Genomic DNA, 19,962 nt, shown 5'->3' with positions numbered 1-19,962 from the left:
AGCCCACTAAACTGAGGGCTATTGGGGTGTTTGGTGTACTTTAAATTATATATGACAAGGAACTTACTAAGAACCAAAATAGACATCAAGTTTGCCAGTAGGAGGAGTTGTTGCCATCCAAACTGCTGCAAGATTGTCCGGAGCAAACGTAGTAGCGGTAATATAATCTCCTATCAGCACAGTTGGTACCGGAGAAGTGCCATTGGGATCAAATGAGGTTGTCGTAAGCCTTCGATTCGCGAACGTGGCACCTCCATCAAATGATTCAGCTACAAACACATCTAAAAGAAACCCATCGATTTGATTGGAATAATAAATAACCCTTACAGTTCCCGTGAAGGGCGATACAGTAATGGAGGGGAAGAAGTTTTGCGAACCAGCGGGTGCTCCCGTAATGCTAACTGGATCAGACCATAATAGCCCATCCGGGGATGTACATAACAAGATATCTGTATATCCATTCCTTGCATCGTTCCATACCGCATAAACAGACCCGCTATTGGGCCCATTGGATATATCAGCCCCCAAACTCAAATTTGTCTGAACTCGAAAAGCGTAATTGGGAACGGGTAATGGCGAAGGTGCGGGTACTACTGAAGAGATGAAAGTGGACTGTCTCTGAACGGGAGGCTGATAGGTGATTCCTCCATCATAGGATATGCGTAATAGCGCAGACGGGCTAGCAGGACCTGTGACAATATATCCTGCATACACTTGGCCTGAGAAACCTACAGTTACTGATGAGCGGTCATGAATCCCTCGTGGATCGGATATTCGGTTAGGAGTCTGCCAACTTACTCCTTGATCAATAGACCTTTGGACAAAAATAGAAGAAGCAAGCGTTGCAAGTGGAGTGTATCCGACATAAGCATTCCCCCTGTACGGACTTCCCGGAGAGCGATCTACTGCTATAAAGGGTTCATCATTATGAACAATAAGTCCGTATCCCTTGTTCACAAACACAGGAGGCGCCCAAGTGACTCCATCATCCAAAGAAGTGTAGCTAATAATTGTACCGTCATTATCACCGTTAAATATATGAACCGTTACAATAAATGTGCTCGGAAATGTGTAATCAATTGTCGGTGCTTCTGCACCGGCGTATCCAGCAGGCTGCTGCAAAATTGTCGTTGACCATGTCTGACCAGTGTCAATAGAACGGTAAAATCCGATGAGTGTAGGACCTGTACTTGTGTCTACAGCAACCGCACACATGATATTAGGAAGTAACTCGTTGGAAGCAATCGAAGGTTCGAACTGATTTCCACCGAGTGCACCCGTGATATTTACAACTGACAAATCGCGCACCTCCATTTCAATAATTAAGGAATATTGGTAAACCTATCAACCCATGTCATTTCAGACTGTAACACACGTTGAACGACTCCACCTGTAGAGTCCACACCATACACATGAATGATTGTACTCGTGGCACTATAGTAGTCACTTTGAACTTCATAATAGGCTGCTGTAATGAGGGGGTAAACAAGTGTTCGGGATACCTGAGGTGCAATTTGGAATAAATCATGACCGATAGGGATTCTTGCACTTTGAGTTGTATCCCATTTAAATACTTCAAGTTCAATGTTTGCAGGAATATTAAGTGAGTCGTTTATACAAGTCACAATAATCTGAGTCGCCATACTTCCACTTGTTGGCGAGTTATAAATTAATCCCGTAGAGTTTGGCAATGGATTAACCCTCCACTCATTTGAAAAAAGATAATATATATAACAATAATACAGTACGTTCAAATACTTTTATGAGAACCCCCTGCTATCGAAACAGGGGTTGGCATGTTCATGGGTACAACTAGGAGGTAGACCCATGAATTAAGTATATGTTTAAGAATTTATTGCGCCACTAAAAAATTGATCATAGCTATTTTTTGCTAAATTCTAACCCATATTCTTTTAATTCATCATGAGGAAGCGAATTTGTTTGATGTATTATCCAATACATTCATCCGTTTAATAGCCCAACGTTTAACTGTAAAATTCCCATCGTTTGTTTTTATTATAATCATGTTAGAGTTGGAAAGCGCCAAAATTTTGTCATTATTTGATCATATGGAATATACAAAAAAGCCGGCAACTCTATAAGTTACCAGCTTCTGGCATATCGGTTTCTTAATAATCCATGATTCCCGAGTCTCGGGCTTTGTTTGCGTTGTATTGTGAGAAATCATATGGTAGAACAGAGACATTCAAGTATATTATTCGCGTAAAAGTGAATTCACAGTTTATAGAACTCCTTTGCATTGCCGCCAAATAAACGTTCTCGTTCATGTTCCTCCCAATCTTCTGGCAGAGCATGAAGTAGTATGTTCAAGACCTCATCATATTCTGCGGCTTGCAGGCATACAGGCCAGTCGCTCCCAAACATTACTCTTTCCGGCCCAAACAGATTTATCACCTGGCGGACATAGGGAACAAAGTCTTCTTTTTCCCATCCCTCTTGACTGGCCTCCGTCACCATTCCGGATAATTTGCAATAGATGCTTGGGAAGGCTGACATTTTTGCCAAGTAATAAGACCAATGCTCAAGTTCGCCGCTGTGAATTGGAGGTTTGGCGAGATGATCTATAACGCCGCGTAAATCCGGAACCTGCTGTAGCAGCTCTAGTACCGGCTCCATTTGCTTTGACGTAAGCAGTAAATCTACTGGTAATTCTTCTGCCGCATAGTCGCGTAGAGCATTTACAAATGCAGGCTCCAGAATACGGGTAGCATCGGGCATATCCTGAATCATTATCCGAAAGCCCTTAAATTTGGGATGACGACGTAATTTATCATACCTCCGCCTGTGATCTGTGCTGAACAAGTCCAGCCAGCCTATGACTCCAAGCACAGATTCAGACTCATCTGCAAGCGACAGAATGTACTCCGTTTCTTCAAGCGTTGGAGCGGCCTGAATAATGATACTCCCATCAAACTGGTGTTTATTCAGCAATGGTTCCAAATCAATCGGCAAATAATCCCGGTATAATAAAGGCAGCTTCGGCGTTATCCATCCGTAATCACCGCGGTTTATTTTCCAATAATGTTGATGAGCATCTATACGCATTCACCAATTACACCTCTTCCGATAAGCTTAGTAGTTGATATGGACTATAATATATATTCCCAAATACATGTGCCTTCCCCTGCTAACATTCACTTTTGCGACTAACTTTGTTTTATATTTATCCCTCTTCATATTGTTCCTCCTGAACAATTCGAGCAATGTGAATCATCAAATATAGCAATTCCTCGTTCGATATGGTGATATCCAACATATTTTGCACGTAGGTTTTGATCATCTCCGCGCATTTGTATTCAAGTGGATGCTCCTTCACCATGTGCTGGAATATAAAATCCTTCGACGAATTGCCAAGGCGACCCTCTTGTAAACGTTGGATAAAAAATTGCAGGTGTGTGACTAGTCTCACATAATGAATGGAATTTTTGTTCAGTTGCATATCAAAGCTGTATTGAATCAGATTGAAAATATCTTTTAACATTTTAACGGACTGCATCGTGCGCTCCATGTTCTGTTCGTGCGTCTGGGCATTAACGAAATGAAAGGCAATATTCCCTGCCTCCTCTTCCGTAAGATCAATGCCAAGTTCTTGATTCAACATGAGGACGGCTTCAACGCCGAGTTCGAATTCGACTGGATGAAACCTCTGGATCTCCCATAACATGCGATTCTGTAATGACAGACCTTTTTTGCATCGTTCAATGGCAAACGATAGGTGATCCATAAGCGTAAAGAAGATTTGATCGTCCAGTGACAGCTTTTCTTTGGCATTAGATATCAGTTTGTTGATCACATTCACATGTGATTCTGGCATGTTTTCGATGGTTCGAACGTAAGCCTGGGCAGACGGATTATTTTGCAAAATGAACCGTTTCTGGATGTGCTCTTCATCAAGTCGCTCGCCGACTTTACCTCTGAATGCCAGGCCTTTTCCCATGACAATCACTTCTTGCCCCTGCTCATCTTTGGTTAGAAGCAAGCTGTTGTTCAATATTTTGATTACTTTCATGCATTCATCACGATCCTTTATTCTTTCGTGACCGCCTGATCCGAATTCCCGACACATATGCCATTCTGCCCGATGACCTGCTGATACCACGAGAAGCTTTTCTTTTTCAAGCGTTTCAAGTCTTTAAGATCCTGCTCGCCACGATTTACGTAGATCAAGCCGTAGCGTTTCCCGTAACCCTGATGGGTGCTTACCACGTCAATAACGGACCAAGGGCAGTAACCTATTACATCCACACCATCCGTCAAAGCAAGTCTGATTTGCTCCAGGTGTTTCTCGATAAAATCAATCCGGTACGTGTCGTTAACGGTGTGATCTGCCTCCAGTACATCGGGAGCGCCTATACCATTCTCCGTAATTAGAATCGGGAGACCGTATCGTTCACATACCTTACGTAATGTCAGCCTTAGGCCAATCGGATCAATGACCCAGCCATATTTTGTTTTTTCCGTATAAGGATTCTCCGCGGCCCGGTATACTCCCTGCTCGCCAAGCATAATTTGCTGATCCCCTGCACGAGGGGCAACATCCGACGCATCGCCCGTACTAGCGGCAATGGTTGCCGTCGAGTAATAATTGATTGCCACCAGATCGGGACGGCCTGCCTGAATGTCCTCCATATCGCCCTGCTCGATAGCTGGCTCGATGCCACGTTCCTGCAAATAACTCCAAAACAATGGATTATACCGTCCCCATACCGATAAGTCGAGGAAACCCCATCCGCGTATCGTCTCCCAGTTATGTGCAGCGATTGCATCTGCGGGTCTGGAAGTTGCCTGGTACATGGAAGTCATATTCAATGCAGGACCGATCTTGCCTTGCGGGAACATGTCATGAAATAACCGCATCGTTCTGCCTTGAGCCACAAACATGTGATGATTTTGCTGATACAGTTCCTTACTGGAAGGCAAACGTCCGCCCTTCGGTGTACCAATGGCACCTGGATGGAGAATCATCGTATTTTGCTCATTAATGGTCAACCAATATTTCACTTTATGCCCGTATTGCGTAAACAAGATACGCCCGTACTCGACAAAGGCATCTATCGTCTTCCGGTTGTTCCATCCTCCGGTTTTCTCAAGCTCGTAGGGTAAGTCGAAATGGTACATGGTCACAATCGGTTCAATGTCATGGAGCAGCAATTCGTCAATCAATTGGTGATAAAAATTGAGTCCTTTCTCATTAACAGTCCCTGTGCCTGAAGGCAAGATTCGAGTCCATGCAATTGAAAAACGATATGCTTTGAGGCCTAGCTCTGCAAAAAGCTTCACATCTTCTCTAAATCGGTGATAGTGGTCACTCGCAACCGTGAAATCGGCAGTTCCAGCCGGATGATCACACATATCAATTACGGACAGGCCTTTCCCATCTTCGTTCCAGGCTCCCTCCACCTGATAGGCAGAGGTAGAGCCTCCCCACAGAAATTCATTGGGGAATGGTTTGATGTGTTGATATAACATCCCAAGCACTCCTTCATTTTAATGTTGATCAGAATAATAACAGACCCATGTTACGGTTGTTACGAAAGTTGGATAATGGTCGCTCCAACTTCTACAGGACTCTGCTTCTGCAGCTTAATGTCCGGGAAGCGATCCGAATTGGCGATAATGATCGGGGTTATGACTTCGTAACCTTCCGCCTTGATGGCATCGATATCGAAGCTGATTAACAAGTTACCCTGTTGTACCTGATCCCCCACTTTAATGGAAGAGTGGAAATGCTTCCCCTTCAGATTGACGGTATCAATTCCAATATGAATCAATACCTCTTCTCCATGAAGACCATTTAATTTGACCGCATGCTTGGAGTCCATGAAAGCCGTAACTTTGCCTGCTATCGGTGCATACAGTTCTCCTTTTGCAGGGATTATTGCAGCGCCCTTACCCAGTAATCCCAAAGAGAAGACATCGTCTGGTACACGGTCAAGATGGACCAATTCTCCTTGCATCGGGCTGGCGATCGTAAGTGGGCGTAATTCATTTTGGCTCGGTACATTCGCATTTGTTGTTGCAGCAGACTGCGTGCTTGGGGTGTTGTCTTTAACAGGCTGTTGGGAAAGCGTCTTATCATCGTTAACGTTGTTATTGCCTACTTCCTCATCGTCCACTGGATCCTCAAAACCAATGATCCATGTCAGAGCAAAGGTAACGATAAAAGCGATCAGACAAGTCACAATAGCATGAACGATGTTCATCGGATTGCTGCCAATGAAGGCCGGCAACGCGGCAAGCCCTGGAGAAACGAAGGCATAACGTACTAATCCGGTCAGACCAGCGTATATCCCTGCTACGCCACCACCAATCATTGCGGCAATCAAGGGTTTCTTCAGTTTCAGCGTAACGCCGTACAAGGATGGTTCCGTGATGCCCAGCACAGCGGTGAAACCGGATGAAGCAGCGAGCTGCTTGAGTTTTTTGTTTTTCGTTTTTAATGCTACAGCAAGCGTTGCCCCACCTTGAGCAATATTGGACGCGAGCATTCCCGGACCGTTGATCATTTCATATCCATTTTTGGTCAGTTGACTGGTTGCAATCGGCGTCATCGCCCAGGCGGTGCCTGTAACGATCAGGAACGGTTGTAGAGTTCCCATTAACAAAGGAATCAGCCAACTGGCTCTGGCATTAATCGCTTCGGCACCCATCGCAACCAGATCATTCAGGTACGTTCCGAAAGGCCCGATCGCCACCAAAGCAAGTGGTGCTGTAATCAATAGCACAATCATCGGTTTCGTGAAAAATTTGATCATTGAAGGCGATACCCGATCCGCGAAACGTTCAATATAGGACATAAGCCAAACGACGATAATGATCGGCAGCACGGAGCCTGCGTAATCGGTTAGTCGAACCGGAACACCGATGAAAAACACGTCTTTTCCTTCCGCCATCAGGGCGCTCCATCCTGGGTGTAACAACACACCTGCAACCGTCATCGCCAGAATTGGACTTGTTTCGAACTTAATGGAAGCTCCATAAGCCAGTAGTATGGGCATGAAATAAAACGCCGCGTCCGCAATTGTGTTAAGGATATAATAGTTTTGGCTTTCCGTGGTTACGAGGCCTGTCAGCACAAGTACAGCTAATATCGCTTTGATCATACCCGCGCCGATGATTGCCGGTATTACCGGAGTAAATGTAGTCGAGATCACGCTGATGAATCTGGAAATCCAGCTCTGTTTCTGTTTTGGTCCGCTATTTTTGCCGGAATCCGATTTGGAGTCCCCACTTCCGGTTGCTGAACCCATCTGCTGAGTAATAACTCGATAGACCTGCTGCACCTCATTGCCCACGACAACCTGATATTGTCCACCATTGTTCACAACCGTAATGACACCTGGGAGTGCTTTGAGTTTTTCTGTCTCCGCTTTGGAGATGTCGTGCAATTCGAACCGAAGTCGGGTTGCGCAGTGCGTAAGCCGAGCGATGTTGTCTTTCTTTCCAACCAATTCCGTAATCTCTTGTCCCAACTTGCGATAATCCATACCTTTGCCCCATTTCTGAATTTGGATATAAAAAAGACCAAAACGATATGCCTTCCCCTACTCACATAAGGAAAATGCAAAATCATTTTGGTCATGCCTGCTTTACCAGTAACAGCCAAACACTGCTAATATTCAATTCGTTATCGATGTAAACGTTTACTGGATCATAATATCACACAATAAATTAGTTAGCAATCACTTTATTCGACAATTTTCAGCTATATTTTAATTAAAAGAACTTTGGCAACTGAAAGGCCTATATATTTATCTTCGCACTCTCTGTCCCCATTTATTGTTATATTACTTCTATTTCAAAATTCAACAAAACCTGTGGTCTTAAGAAAATCAGGTAATTTTATGCTTGTTGACTATATTTTTATAGTAGTTTTTTGAAAAAATATCCTCTCATGATTTCATTGGATATTATTCAATTAATTAACAATAAAGCATGTAAATAAATTTGGTCACAGAAGGTAACCTTAAACAACGGAAACCCATTAACCAAATTATAAGGAGGAACACCAATGAAAAAGACAAACGTAATCGCGATTGCTGCTTGCATGTTATTCGCAGCTACTGCTGCTTCTGCTTCGGTATCCGCAGCCCCTGAATCAACGCACAAAGCAGAGCACAAGTTGCACAAGGCTGAGCACAAAGTGCACAAGAAAGCGCATGAAAAAGAACACAAGCTGCATCAGAAATCCGTTAATAAGGAGCACAAATTACGTGCAAAAAGCGTTGAACCGCACGAACTTCCGAAATCAGGCTACGGCGGAGTAAGCGAGTAATACACAAAAAAGAGGACAAAGGGAGTCCATTCTGCCTTTGTCCTTTCTTAATCATTGAGGGTGGTAAAAAATGACAAAACGTTATTTTATATTGTTTCTGTTTCTCGTATATTGTCTTAACTTAAATGCTTCATTTGGGTCGATTAGCAACAATCAATTTCAGTCTCCTCGTGAGGCGTTTCAAGCAAATTCTTACAGCGATTCTTGGCAAGAAAAAATGGAAGTCACATCATTACCTGCACTTAAACCTGTTCGACTGTGTATCCCCTCTGTTAATCTTAGCGCACCAGTCGTCCCTGTAGGCACTCAAAAGGACGGTCGACTCGGTGTCCCAAAATCGAGTAAGATTGCCGGGTATTATGCAGAAGGTGTATTACCAGGCGAGCCAGGCAATGCTCTAATTGCCGGACATGTGGATGATTATAAAGGCCCCGGCATCTTTTATCCACTCAAAAAGTTGAAGCCAGGTGCGTTTATACTCCTATTTGATGAGGGCAATCGTCATCTGATTTATCAAGTGGAATCGGTTGAATCCTATTTTACGAAGGAAGCCCCCTTGGATCGAATTTTTGGCCAGACCGACGACTTTCGTTTAAACCTTATTACTTGTACCGGGAAATACAACCGTGCAAAACAAGAACATGAACAACGATTAATCGTATATACGAAGCTGATTAAATAATAAAAAGGGAGCAGCAAAATGAGAGTACGGTATTTCATTGGGTGGATAGTTTTGTTTCTAATCACATCATCCTTATTACTTGTGGCTCCCCGCTCTTATGCAACCGCTCAGGATACAGCCAACAAGGAGAAACAGGAAGTAGAAGCGTTTCTGGACAATCTGTTTCTTTTACGTTCCTTCCACCTGGCCAAGACCGACATTCACATGGATAATGATTATGACCTGGCCTCAAGATCGGGGCGGAACGCCCTCAACATTCAGAAAAACAGGGCTACGTATTTGAATGCTTGGGCCGCACAACGTAATATGACCGTCGTCGACTCCCAATCAAAGGTTCTCATCGGGAAGATGCAATTCACAGGCAACCAGGTCAAATTAACTTTGGGACATTCACAACGTATCGCATACACGTACCATGACGCTCCTTCCCAGAAGCATTGGTTTGGTTTAGGCACTTGGCATGTAATGACACTGACTAAAAATGACGGGCGCTGGATTGTGACGAAGGAATGGTTCCTTGATCCATTGGAGGAAAATCCCGGGAAAATCCCTACTTCTATACTACCTCCTCCTCCGGCAAGTCGCGGCGTCCCTTTCGGCAAGCATTATAATCGCCAACGTGCGGTCGCTTATGCAAACAAGTATGCCGGTTTGGCATGGGGAGCCGGAAACAAAGGAAAGTATAACCGCAAATATAAAAATTATAATCATCTGGGCGGAGACTGCACCAACTTTGCCTCCCAGGCTTTAGGCGATCCTGCAGAAGGAGGCGCGTTAAGGATGCAGGGGCCATGGAGATATTATTACCCGAACGGAGGCACCCGTACTTGGGTTCAAACCGATGCGTTTAAGCATTTTCTTTTATATAGCGGTTATGGAACGCTCCTTGCCAAAGGTTATTTTGAAGATCTTGTACAGCGAACAGACAAGCATCCGTACGGAGCGATCGGGGAACTGGATTCTGGAGATTTAATTGCCCACGTCATGCATAACGATGTCGATCATTTTTCCATCGTGACAGGATTTGACGATCACGGCTATCCGCTGGTTAACTCGCACACCGCTGACCGATACATGGCTCCATTTGATCTTGGATGGGACAATAAGACTCAATATCTGTTCATTCATATTCGAGACTAAGGTTTCCTTCTCCTTAATGTTCTTACTTGCCCTCAAAATTCATATATTTGAACGGACAAGTTTAAACAGGAGGAATGGAGCAATGGACAAGTCGTCGCTTAGCACGCAAACGGGAATGCGGCTTGGCGCCATCGCGTTGACCAAAGCCATTGGATTTACAGGTAGAGTGGTATTAACTCGGATGATCGGAGCCGAAGGCATCGGTCTGTTTCAGATCGCATATGCTTACTTTGGTTTCGTCCTTATGTTAGTTACAGGCGGATTCCCTACAGCCTTGGCGTTGTATACCGCCAGACGCAAGGATCAGGGCTGGCCATGGTTCAAGCGGCTGGCGGTTCTGCTTATGGTTGGCGGAGCTATTGCTTTTTTGCTCACCCTTGCGTTTGCAACAAAGCTTTCGCATGTGATGGGAAGCGAGAAAAGTTACTTTTTTATCCGTGCATTGGCACCTGCATTTATTGTTGTTCCGTCCCTATCCCTACTGCGGGGATATCTCCAGGGTCTGGAACATTATCAGGCAGTAGCATTTTCGGAGGTAGCTGAACAGTTAGTTAGAGTTGCATTGATGCTTGGTTTATGCTACCTCCTTTTATTTAAAGGTACATACTATGCCGGCGGGATGAGCATGATAGGGACGACTTTTGGGGGGATCACCGCTTTTGTAATTCTGCTCGTCTTCTCTAGGAGAAATGTTGCTGAAATTGGCAATCCCATCTCTCTGTCAGGAACGGACAAAACATGGTTCGTCCGCAGCTCTCTCGCGATCTGTTTAACGCGTCTTCTCATTCCGTTTTCGGACATGTTTGATGCCATAATTATACCTGAAAGGCTGCAGAGTGCCGGATACTCAGACAGCCAGGCTACCGCTCTCTTTGGCTTATTGACAGGCATGGCTCTTCTGGTTGCATATATGCCGACCATTGTCACAGCAGCGATATCCCATACCATGACCATGAAGCTTTCCACGAGCTGGAAAAAACAGCAGGAAAACCTTTTCCGAACCTACAGCAATAAAGCCATTCAATACGCATGGAATTGGGGCTTGGTATCGGGTCTCTTCCTATCGACATTTTCGAGTGAGCTTGCCTTGTTATTGTTCAATTCAAAGCAAGCTGGACAGTTAATTCTATGGCTGTCCTCCATACCATTGGTTGTTGGCCTAAGAGAAATCACGACGAGCATCCTATGGGCACAGGACCGAAGAAAAGTCACGTTCATCAGCACAGCCATCGGCATGGTTTGCGCAATATGCTGCCATTACATTCTTATTCCTTACCTGTATCTCACCGGAGCCGTTATTGGTATTCTGCTTATGGAGCTAATCGTCCTATTCGCAAATGTTTTTGCACTTAGAAGACTGCTGCCATTCTTTTATTTGAGTAAAATGGCTGTATCTGCCTTGCTCATGTTATTTATCGGTGTACCGCTTGGGTATGCTGTTCGGGAAGCCAGCCATACCTTTCTCTCTGGGACCAGTGGGGGAGTAATAGGAATGCTGTTATACGGTGCATGCATCATAGTCTGTTATAAATGTTTGAAGCGACATTTCTTTTGAGAGAATAGTCAAACGGGATATTGGCTTACCGATATATACGTGACGATTACATGAATACCAAGGCTCTCTTTTCTTACTAAGTGGAACATGTTTCTAATACGAATATCAAGCAGATAAGATTTCATATTATTCGGTAACTAATTTGATGGATGATTTTGCTTCCAGCAGTGTTAATGCTGTTCTACCGAATAGATGCATCTGACAGGGTGTCGAAGTTGAGAAATTGAATGCTATCATTGCCCGGAATAGGTGCTCTCAATTACAGAGTTGACTAGTATAGTATCCTCCTCTGCTTTAGAATCAGGAGCTACAATGGTATTATTTTTACCCAGCTCAGCTACAAAAGTAGTTACGCTTTGTGCTGGGAGTTGAGCTGTAAAGGCGCTCCCGGTCACATTGAGGGACGGCTGGGCTGCCAGATTTCTGGTAGCGTCTGTTACCCAGGAAGACACTGTAGTTGCTGTCCCGTTTTTCAGGGTAAAGCTTTGATTTACCGCAGCATTGCTTTTATTGACAGCAACAATAACCACCTTATTGTCACCTTTGTACGCAGAGATAAATACTTGGGAAGCCGGATTTTTGGTTGCATCCACTCTTACATAGCCCGGACGGACAAATTTGGAGTAATGTGCCATGCTGTATCCGCGCTTGCTGATGGTACCATCCTCTTTAATTGGACCATAATGTCTTCGGATGTACCACCATACGTAGGCCTGAAAATTACCTTCAACCATCGCATTATACATGTGATCGGCAACATCAAGCGCCTCCGGCCAACGATCCGCTGAGTTGGTCTCACTGTTTGGATAGTAGACTTCTGTCATCCAAAGCTCTTTTCCGGCTCCCTTTTGTTCAAACAACGGATAAGGAAAATTACTATAGCTGGTTCCGTACGTATGCGCTCCGAGAATATCCAAATTTGAAAGCGCTTGCGGGTCGTTCAATAGTAAATCCGACATTTGTTTCACGTAAGAGAATGATTCCGGAGCAATTACCCTGTTATTAATAGAACCCGCATTTTCTTTCATAAAATGCAGAAGCTCCTCAGGAGTCCACCATGTCCAGTCATGAGCGTAGTCCGGCTCATTCTGAACAGAGATTGCATACAGATTAACGCCATTGCTCTTCATGTATGCATCAAACTCATTTAAATATTGCGCATAGGCATCATATTTATCGTGTCTAAGCCGTTTGGCCTGTGTATCCTGAACAAATGCAGTCAGGTTGACATTATCTATGTTCGGCCCGCCCGTGCCCGTTGTCACCAGCTTCAACGTGCTGGTTCCATTTGCCATGGATACTTGAATAGATTTTTCCTTCCAGGTTGTCCAGCTCCCTGTTGCTTCAAAAGACACATTACTAAGTGCTTTTGTACCATTAACATACACGTCCATATTTCGTGTTCCTGATGGAAGAGCATAGCGAATTTTAACATTTTTGGTACCTGTACTGCCAATCAGAATGGTATTCCACTGAATAGCCGAGCCAGTCGCATTTTGAAAGCTCACGTATCCTGTTCCGGTGTAACCCGCATTCGTATTCCCCACTGCTACACCAGTTAACGTCGTGCCCGTCTCCGCTTCATACGTTGTGCCGTTGCCCGAAGGCATTCCAAGTGTAAAGGTTTCTGTCATTTCACTTGGAGGATTCCATGGAGATGCAAATACAATTGCCCCGTGTTCAATCGCCTTTTTAGCCGTTTGCACTTCTCTTTGCCAATTATTTTTGTTCTCGTCAATCGGAATCCGCAACACAGAAAAGCCTAACTGATTGTTCCCATTTCCAAAAGCGGTTTCTCTTTGCGCTGCCGTCAGGTCTCCAATCCAACCGGAGTGAGTCATGCCACCGAAGCCACGAATCACTTGCTTTTGTGACGATACATCTACCACAGCGTCATTGGCCGCAAAAACCGTTGAGGAAGCAGGTACAAAAAACAGGGGCAGAGCCGTGGCAACGGCAAGCATGGTACAAAGTGATTTTTTCATTAGTGATATCAATGTTTTCATCTCCTAATTAAAATTTGAAAGTCGTTTTTTCTTCCAGATCAACCTGATCTGAATAATGAAAACATGTCTGCGACAACGAATTGCATTCTCATTAGATGCAGCCCAATCTGCAGACTTTCGAAACACAAAGATCAACATCACCCTTTCTATTTCTTTTTATTAACAACAATACTATCTTATAGAAGATGTGGAATCACTAACAAGGGTACATACTATACTAAAAACTATAAAAATTGTACATTTTGACTAACTGATAATCCATGTTTGGCCCTTCATCCTAATATAAAGCACCTGCTTTACCATGATACTTATCTGTATTTCTTCAGTCTGTTAGTATTGAACTGCCATCTTTATTAATCCCCACAAAAAAAATCCTCTGGAACAAATTCCTTTTGATGATTCTCTATCCGACAATTCCTGTACGCGGAACACTCTCCACAAAATATCACTGCACAAACAGGTATACTATAGCCGATCAAGAATAGCATACATAAGTGAGCTGTGAAATTTTCTAAATGCAGAGCATTTCTCAAGAAAATTCAGACATTTGCTGGCTGTAGACAACGCTTGAGTGATTATCTCCACACAGCAAAGCTTGTAAGCCCCCCCCCCCTGTACCTTATGATAGCTCACATGGTATTATCAGAGGGGTCTGCAACCTTGTTTATTCAGAATCAAGAAATCCGGGACGCGCACAGGTAATTTTATTGATGTTTCGTTATCCAGCCTATGATATCCAAGGTAGCTTCCTCGCAGTTAAGCTCGCTCACTATGTCGGGACTAATTCCTCTCCCCCTGTACTTATCCCTTAACTCCGCCAATCGTCATACCCTGTACGAAGTATTTCTGCAAAAACGGATATACCATCAAAATGGGAACACTTGCAATGATGGTCATGGTCGCCCGAATAGACGTAGGGGTAACCGCCGTACCACTGCTCTCGGCAGACTGATAGGCATCACTCGCTGATGACGTTGCTGCGGTCGTCGAGGTTTGCAAAATTTTCATCAATTCGTATTGCAAAGTACTTAATTCTTTATTCGAAGAATTGTACAGGAATACATCGAACCAGGAGTTCCACTGTCCCACTGCTACAAAGAGTGATACTGTTGCCATTGCGGGTATGGTTAGCGGCAGAACAACACGGATAAACGTGGTGAACTCCCCTGCCCCGTCAATTCGGGCTGACTCCAAGATGCCTTCTGGAAGACCTTCAATAAAGGACCGAATTACAATCATGTTGAAGACCCCGATCACACCCGGAATGATATATACCCAGAAGGAACCGATCAATCCGAGGTCGCGGATCAACAGATAGCCGGGAATCAGCCCCCCACTGAAGTACATCGTGAATACAAAGAACATCGTTACGAATTTTCGAAGCACAAACTCCTGACGGCTGACCGTGTAAGCCAGCATCGCTGTACAAAAAACGGACACCACCGTTCCGATCACAGTACGAAGCGCCGAGATCAGGGTCGCGTGATAGATATCAGATTCACCGAAGATATATTTATAATTGTCCAGTGTCCATACTCGCGGCCATAAATAAATCCCACCCCGGATGGCATCGTTTGCATCATTAAAGGACACAGCAATCATATTAATGAAGGGATAGATGGTAACAACCATTAGACACACCATGAATATAATGTTGAATATATCAAATGCACGATCTCCAGCACTGCTATTCCGCAAGCGGGATGTTTTTCCTGTTTGCATGGCATAGGCCTCCTCTTAGAATAATCTGCTTTCTCCCATTTTTTTCGCAATAAAGTTGGCGGAGAAAAGGAAGATGAAGCTGACTACGGTTTTAAATATGCCTGCTGCCGTTCCCAATGAAAAGTTCCCCATCCCCAAACCATATTTCAGTACAAAGATATCCAGGTTCTCCGAATAGTCCATATTCATCCCGTTACCCAGCAAATATTGCGGTTCAAATCCAGATTCAAGGATACTTCCCATATTCATGATCAACAAGATAACGATAACCGGTTTCAAACCAGGAAGCGTAATATACAGCATCCGCTTGAAACGACTGGCACCGTCAATTTCGGCAGCCTCATACTGTGCAGGGTCAATGGCTGTTATGGCCGCCAAATAGATAATGGTATTCCAACCAACATCTTTCCAGACTTCAGTTGCCCCCAGAATTCCCCAGAAATACTCGCCTTTCCCCATCCACAATACCGGACTATCAATCAGGTGAAGCTTCGTTAGCAGCAGGTTGATAATACCGTCCGGTGACAGGATGGTCAGTACAATGCTGGAAGCGACAACCCAGGAAATAAAGTGAGGCAGGTAACTGACGGTTTGCACAAAGCGCTTAAAGATCACATTTTTCAGCTCATTCAGCAGAAGAGCCAGAGTGATCGCTGTAACAAATCCCAACACCAGCTTGATGGAACTCATGACCAGCGTATTTCGCAGCACCCGGTAGAAGGTATTATCCTCAAACAATATACGAAAATGGTGCCAGCCTACCCATTCCTGATCCGCGAAGGATCTCGCCGGTTTGAAATTCTGAAAAGCCATGGTCCATCCCCAAAGCGGCAGGTACTTGAAAATAAAGGCCCAGACGACAAAAGGAATACACATCCAGGCAAGCGTTCGTTGCTGCACAAGCCGTTTGAAAAACAGGTTTGATTTATTCCCCTTTGGACCCGAGGCAGGAGGCATCGAGTTAAGGGAGACATTTGGTTTCTCCACGGTGAACCTACTCCTTTCCTATTCTGCTATTCATGCGGAAGGGTGGCCTGATTTCTTGTCTTTCCATGTCCACCCCACGAATGTAGCAATTTGTTTTCAATCGTTTACATTACCATTTTCCCGCGATACGATCCTGAACGACTTTCGTAATGGTCTCTTCATACCCTTTTTTGTCCAACTTGTTCAATTCTGCCATGTATGAATCCCACAGCTTGTTGAAATTGGACGGTGATCCCAAAATCATTTCTGGCAAATATTTACGTTGCAGATCGTCCGATTTGGTGGTAAAGATCTGTTCAGGCGATCCTTGCTCTAACGCGATGGACCATGCCGGGAACCACGGTCGATCTTCCGGTTTGTTAAACAGTTCACTAAACGTTTTGATCACATAGGCTTCCAACAGCTTCTTGTCTCCCTCGGTATATGAGGCATAAGCCACCTCAGGCTGATTACCCGGGCTGTAAGCGTTACCGTCTGCAAGTGTGGATTCACCACCGTAACGTGGCCAGTCTGTTCCAAAGTATGTGAACCCGAATTTACGGCTCAATTCCAGATCATCATGGGCTTTGCGCTGTTCATCGTTGGCAAAATAGAATCGACCGTTCTCATCTACACTGTAAGTCTCGTCTTTGATGCCCCATTGAACCAAAATCTGATTCTCTTCCTTCAGCAAATTATCAAAGTATTTAATGATGCGGACAGGATCTTTGGCGTTGACCGTAATTCCTGTTGCATAGTTATTGACGAAGCCAGGGGGGTCAATATACTGATCCTTGATTCCTTTATCAAAAACAATGGGAAGTGGGGCATAGCGCTTTTCATCAATACCAGCGGCAAGCAGGTTTTTGGACGCATCGCCAACTTGCCAGCCGTAATTGAAGTAACCGAGAACACGGCCCGAGGTCAGCTTTGCCAAATACTGATCCTTGTTCATGGTAAAGGATTCCGGATCAAGCATTCCTTCGGCATTGATTTCATTCAACTTCTGCATCCATCTTTTCTGGGCATCGGTTCCTGCCACCACTTTGGCCTCATGGGTTTTCATATCTACCATGACGCTTCCGTCGTTTGGATACCCGGCCAGATGCATCGCTGGATTTTGCAAGGTGAAGAAGTTATTGGCCACACCCGCGAGTGAAACGAACCCGATAGTATCCGCTCCATCTACATTGGGATGTTTTTCCTTGTAATCCTTGATCAGATCAAAGTATTCATCCAGTGTTGTGATCTTTGGATAGTTAAACTCCTTGAGCACAGAGCGCTGAATCCAGAACGCCCCTCCGCCTACGTTCGGATTACCGGAGTACTCGCCCTGGTTAGCCGTGTAAGGCAGTGCATAGATTTTTCCATCCACTGGATTTCTCATCTTATCCAGGTAAGGTCCGTATACCTTTTTGATATTCGGTCCATATTCCTCAATCAGATCATCCAGTGGAATGTAGGCTCCGGCGTCCAGTAACTTGGACATTTCACCACTGGAGCTGATGACATCCGGATAATCTCCACTGGCAATCATCACGCCAGCTTTAGTGGCACTGTCACCAACGAGGTATTCCATCTTCCAGTCCACACCGGTTTGGGTTTGCAATTCTTTACCGATCGTCGTTTCACTTGCAAGTGTATCCTTCTTGCCCGGCGAGAAAAGATAATACGAGAATGTGACTGGACTGTTCTCATCGCCACTCGGCGTTGAACCTTCCGAAGATGAGGATGAATTGTTTTGACTGCATCCTGCCAGCATGGCTGTTAGCAATACAGCCAGACCTGCAATTTTCATTTTTTGTCTTAACATGTGAAAAATTCCCCCGTTCAATTTTCTCTGACTGGAATTGCTTTACCACTTTCCGGCTACACGATCCTTCACTGCCTTTGTTATCGTTTCTTCATATGTTTTCTTGTCCAATTGATTCATTTGACTCATATATTCATTCCATGTGCTCTCGAAAGTGGAAGGCGAATCCATAATCATTTTGGGCAAGTATTTCTTCTGCAGGTCTTCTGCCTTGGTGATGAAAATCTGTACAGGAGAGCCCTGCTCCAGTGCAATGGACCATGCAGGAGACCAAGGACGCTCATCCGGTGTGCTGAATAATTCTGAAAATGTCTCAACGCCATATTTCTCCAACAACAGCTTGTCACCGTCCGTGTAGCTAAAGGTAGCCACCTCTGGTTGATTGCCTGGCCCATAGGCATTGCCATCCTCCAGCAAGGAGTTGTTGCCGTAACGAGGCCAACTGTAGGTAAAATAGTCAAAGCCGAACTTCCGGCTTAACTCCGGATCTTCATGATAGTTGCGTTGGTCATCATTTTTGTAATAAAAGCGGCCCTCATCATTCACACTATACGTCTGGTCCTCAATACCCCATTGAACCAGAATCTGGTTTTCTTCCTTGAGCAGGTTATCAAAATATTTAATAATTCGCACCGGATCTTTGGCATTTACGGTAATCCCTACACCATAGTTGTTCACAAAGCCCGGCGGGTCGATATACTGGTCTTTGACGTTGTTATCAAAAACGATTGGTAGCGATACGTAACGTTTATCGTCAATACCGGCTTTCTTCAGATTGTTCGTTGCATCTCCAACCTGCCAGGAATAACTGAAATATCCCAGCACCCGACCGGACGTCAATTTGGCGAGATACTGATCCTGGTTCATTGTAAAGGACTCCGGATCAAACATACCCTCTGCGTTAACCTCGCTTAGCTTCTGTATCCATTGTTTCTGATAATCAGACCCTGCTACCAGTTTGGCTTCATGGCTCTGCATATCCACCATCACGCTGCCATCGTTGGGATAACCCGCCAGATGCATGGCCGGATTTAACAGGGTGAAGAAGCTGCCTGATTCACCCGCAAGTGTCGCGAAGCCGATGGTTTCCTTTCCATCGATTTGCGGATACTTTTGTTTATACTTCTCAATCAAGTCGAAATATTCATCCAACGTCTTGATCTTGGGGTAGTTGAACTCTTTCAGTACAGCACGTTGAATATAGAAGCCGGTCTGGAAGTTAGGCTCTGACACATAACCAATGTTGGCAGTGTACGGTAAGAAATAAATCTTTCCATCCTCCTGTCTGAATTTATCCATATAGGGACCATATACTCGCTTGATGTTAGGCCCATATTGTTCAATAAGCTCGTCCAGTGGAATAAATGCTCCTGCATCCATAAGCTTGGCCATTTCACCACTGGAGTCGATAATATCGGGATAGTCACCGCTCGCAATCATCACTCCAGCCTTTGTCGCACTGTCGCCAACCAAATATTCCATTTTCCAGTCAACGCCCGTTTGTTCCTGCAGCGTTTTACCAATCGCCGTGCTGCTTGCCAGGACATCCTTTTTCCCTCCACCGAACGTGAAGTATTTGAAGGTGACCGGGGTGCTGTAATCACTATCGGGAGAGGCGGCTTCCGGACTGGCTTTATTGCAGCCTGCCAGTGTTGCGGCCAGTAATATTGCCAGACTTGTTTTAAGTGCCTTCTTTCTAAACATTCAACTGATTCCCCCCTCTATACTTTTTTTGTATTTGTAAGCCCTTTCAATATATCAAGCTAGCGCTCTCACTGTTAC

The 19,962-nt window shown here is 44.6% G+C and carries 14 protein-coding genes and 3 pseudogenes; 4 read left to right on the top strand and 13 right to left on the bottom strand.

Features of this window, described 5'->3' with window-relative positions:
• Nucleotides 1-66: 66 nt before the first annotated feature.
• The 6 genes from ACFVQB_RS19110 to ACFVQB_RS19085 all read right to left on the bottom strand — a co-directional run bounded on the left by ACFVQB_RS19110 (nt 67) and on the right by ACFVQB_RS19085 (nt 7,508).
• On the bottom strand, nt 67-1,299 hold the full coding sequence (locus ACFVQB_RS19110) for a sialidase family protein (RefSeq protein WP_379442199.1): 1,233 nt from the start codon (nt 1,297-1,299) through the stop codon (nt 67-69).
• A gap of 23 nt (nt 1,300-1,322) precedes the next feature.
• A complete protein-coding gene (locus tag ACFVQB_RS19105; RefSeq protein ID WP_379442197.1) occupies nt 1,323-1,691 on the bottom strand; it encodes a hypothetical protein in 369 nt (122 codons plus the stop codon).
• Between the two features lie 544 nt (nt 1,692-2,235).
• On the bottom strand, nt 2,236-3,066 hold the full coding sequence (locus tag ACFVQB_RS19100) for an amidohydrolase family protein (protein WP_379442195.1): 831 nt from the start codon (nt 3,064-3,066) through the stop codon (nt 2,236-2,238).
• Nucleotides 3,067-3,184: 118 nt separating this feature from the next.
• Nucleotides 3,185-4,030, bottom strand: coding sequence for a PRD domain-containing protein (locus tag ACFVQB_RS19095; RefSeq protein ID WP_379442193.1), 846 nt, complete (start codon nt 4,028-4,030; stop codon nt 3,185-3,187).
• A 17-nt stretch (nt 4,031-4,047) separates the two neighbouring features.
• Nucleotides 4,048-5,490: a glycoside hydrolase family 1 protein gene (locus ACFVQB_RS19090; RefSeq protein ID WP_379442191.1), complete on the bottom strand. Its 1,443-nt coding sequence runs from the start codon at nt 5,488-5,490 to the stop codon at nt 4,048-4,050.
• 59 nt (nt 5,491-5,549) lie between these two features.
• Entirely contained in the window at nt 5,550-7,508 is a 1,959-nt protein-coding gene (locus tag ACFVQB_RS19085; protein WP_379442189.1) for a beta-glucoside-specific PTS transporter subunit IIABC, read from the bottom strand.
• 524 nt (nt 7,509-8,032) lie between these two features.
• Here ACFVQB_RS19085 and ACFVQB_RS19080 point away from each other — a divergent pair.
• From ACFVQB_RS19080 to ACFVQB_RS19065, 4 genes are all read left to right on the top strand, one after another.
• Nucleotides 8,033-8,296 carry a hypothetical protein gene (locus ACFVQB_RS19080; RefSeq protein WP_379442187.1) on the top strand — a complete coding sequence of 88 codons (264 nt, stop codon included), beginning with the start codon at nt 8,033-8,035 and terminating at the stop codon, nt 8,294-8,296.
• Between the two features lie 70 nt (nt 8,297-8,366).
• Nucleotides 8,367-8,978 (top strand): class F sortase, encoded by a 612-nt coding sequence (locus ACFVQB_RS19075; RefSeq protein ID WP_379442185.1) that lies wholly within the window; start codon nt 8,367-8,369, stop codon nt 8,976-8,978.
• An 18-nt stretch (nt 8,979-8,996) separates the two neighbouring features.
• The gene (locus tag ACFVQB_RS19070; protein WP_379442182.1) at nt 8,997-10,118 is read left to right on the top strand and encodes an amidase domain-containing protein; all 1,122 of its coding nucleotides are present in this window, start codon (nt 8,997-8,999) and stop codon (nt 10,116-10,118) included.
• An 82-nt stretch (nt 10,119-10,200) separates the two neighbouring features.
• The gene (locus ACFVQB_RS19065) at nt 10,201-11,673 is read left to right on the top strand and encodes an oligosaccharide flippase family protein (RefSeq protein WP_379442178.1); all 1,473 of its coding nucleotides are present in this window, start codon (nt 10,201-10,203) and stop codon (nt 11,671-11,673) included.
• Nucleotides 11,674-11,906: 233 nt separating this feature from the next.
• On the opposite strand, the pseudogene ACFVQB_RS19060 reads toward ACFVQB_RS19065, so the two are convergent.
• From ACFVQB_RS19060 to ACFVQB_RS19035, 7 genes and pseudogenes are all read right to left on the bottom strand, one after another.
• Nucleotides 11,907-12,878 (bottom strand): annotated as a pseudogene (locus ACFVQB_RS19060) (glycoside hydrolase); the annotation flags it as partial.
• Between the two features lie 69 nt (nt 12,879-12,947).
• A pseudogene (locus ACFVQB_RS19055) lies at nt 12,948-13,283 on the bottom strand (carbohydrate-binding protein); the annotation flags it as partial.
• Between the two features lie 9 nt (nt 13,284-13,292).
• Nucleotides 13,293-13,637, bottom strand: a pseudogene (locus ACFVQB_RS34555) (carbohydrate-binding protein); the annotation flags it as partial.
• Between the two features lie 843 nt (nt 13,638-14,480).
• Complete coding sequence (locus ACFVQB_RS19050; protein WP_379442174.1) at nt 14,481-15,401, bottom strand: carbohydrate ABC transporter permease; 921 nt, start codon at nt 15,399-15,401, stop codon at nt 14,481-14,483.
• A gap of 15 nt (nt 15,402-15,416) precedes the next feature.
• Entirely contained in the window at nt 15,417-16,358 is a 942-nt protein-coding gene (locus ACFVQB_RS19045) for an ABC transporter permease (protein WP_379442904.1), read from the bottom strand.
• 139 nt (nt 16,359-16,497) lie between these two features.
• The gene (locus ACFVQB_RS19040; protein WP_379442171.1) at nt 16,498-18,180 is read right to left on the bottom strand and encodes an ABC transporter substrate-binding protein; all 1,683 of its coding nucleotides are present in this window, start codon (nt 18,178-18,180) and stop codon (nt 16,498-16,500) included.
• A gap of 42 nt (nt 18,181-18,222) precedes the next feature.
• Nucleotides 18,223-19,884 carry an ABC transporter substrate-binding protein gene (locus ACFVQB_RS19035; protein ID WP_379442168.1) on the bottom strand — a complete coding sequence of 554 codons (1,662 nt, stop codon included), beginning with the start codon at nt 19,882-19,884 and terminating at the stop codon, nt 18,223-18,225.
• Nucleotides 19,885-19,962: the final 78 nt, after the last annotated feature.

Source organism: Paenibacillus sp. NPDC057886 (assembly GCF_042796655.1).
GTDB lineage: Bacteria > Bacillota > Bacilli > Paenibacillales > Paenibacillaceae > Paenibacillus.
Note: the sequence above shows the minus strand (reverse complement) of the source record. Positions and strands in the feature narration are given on the sequence as shown.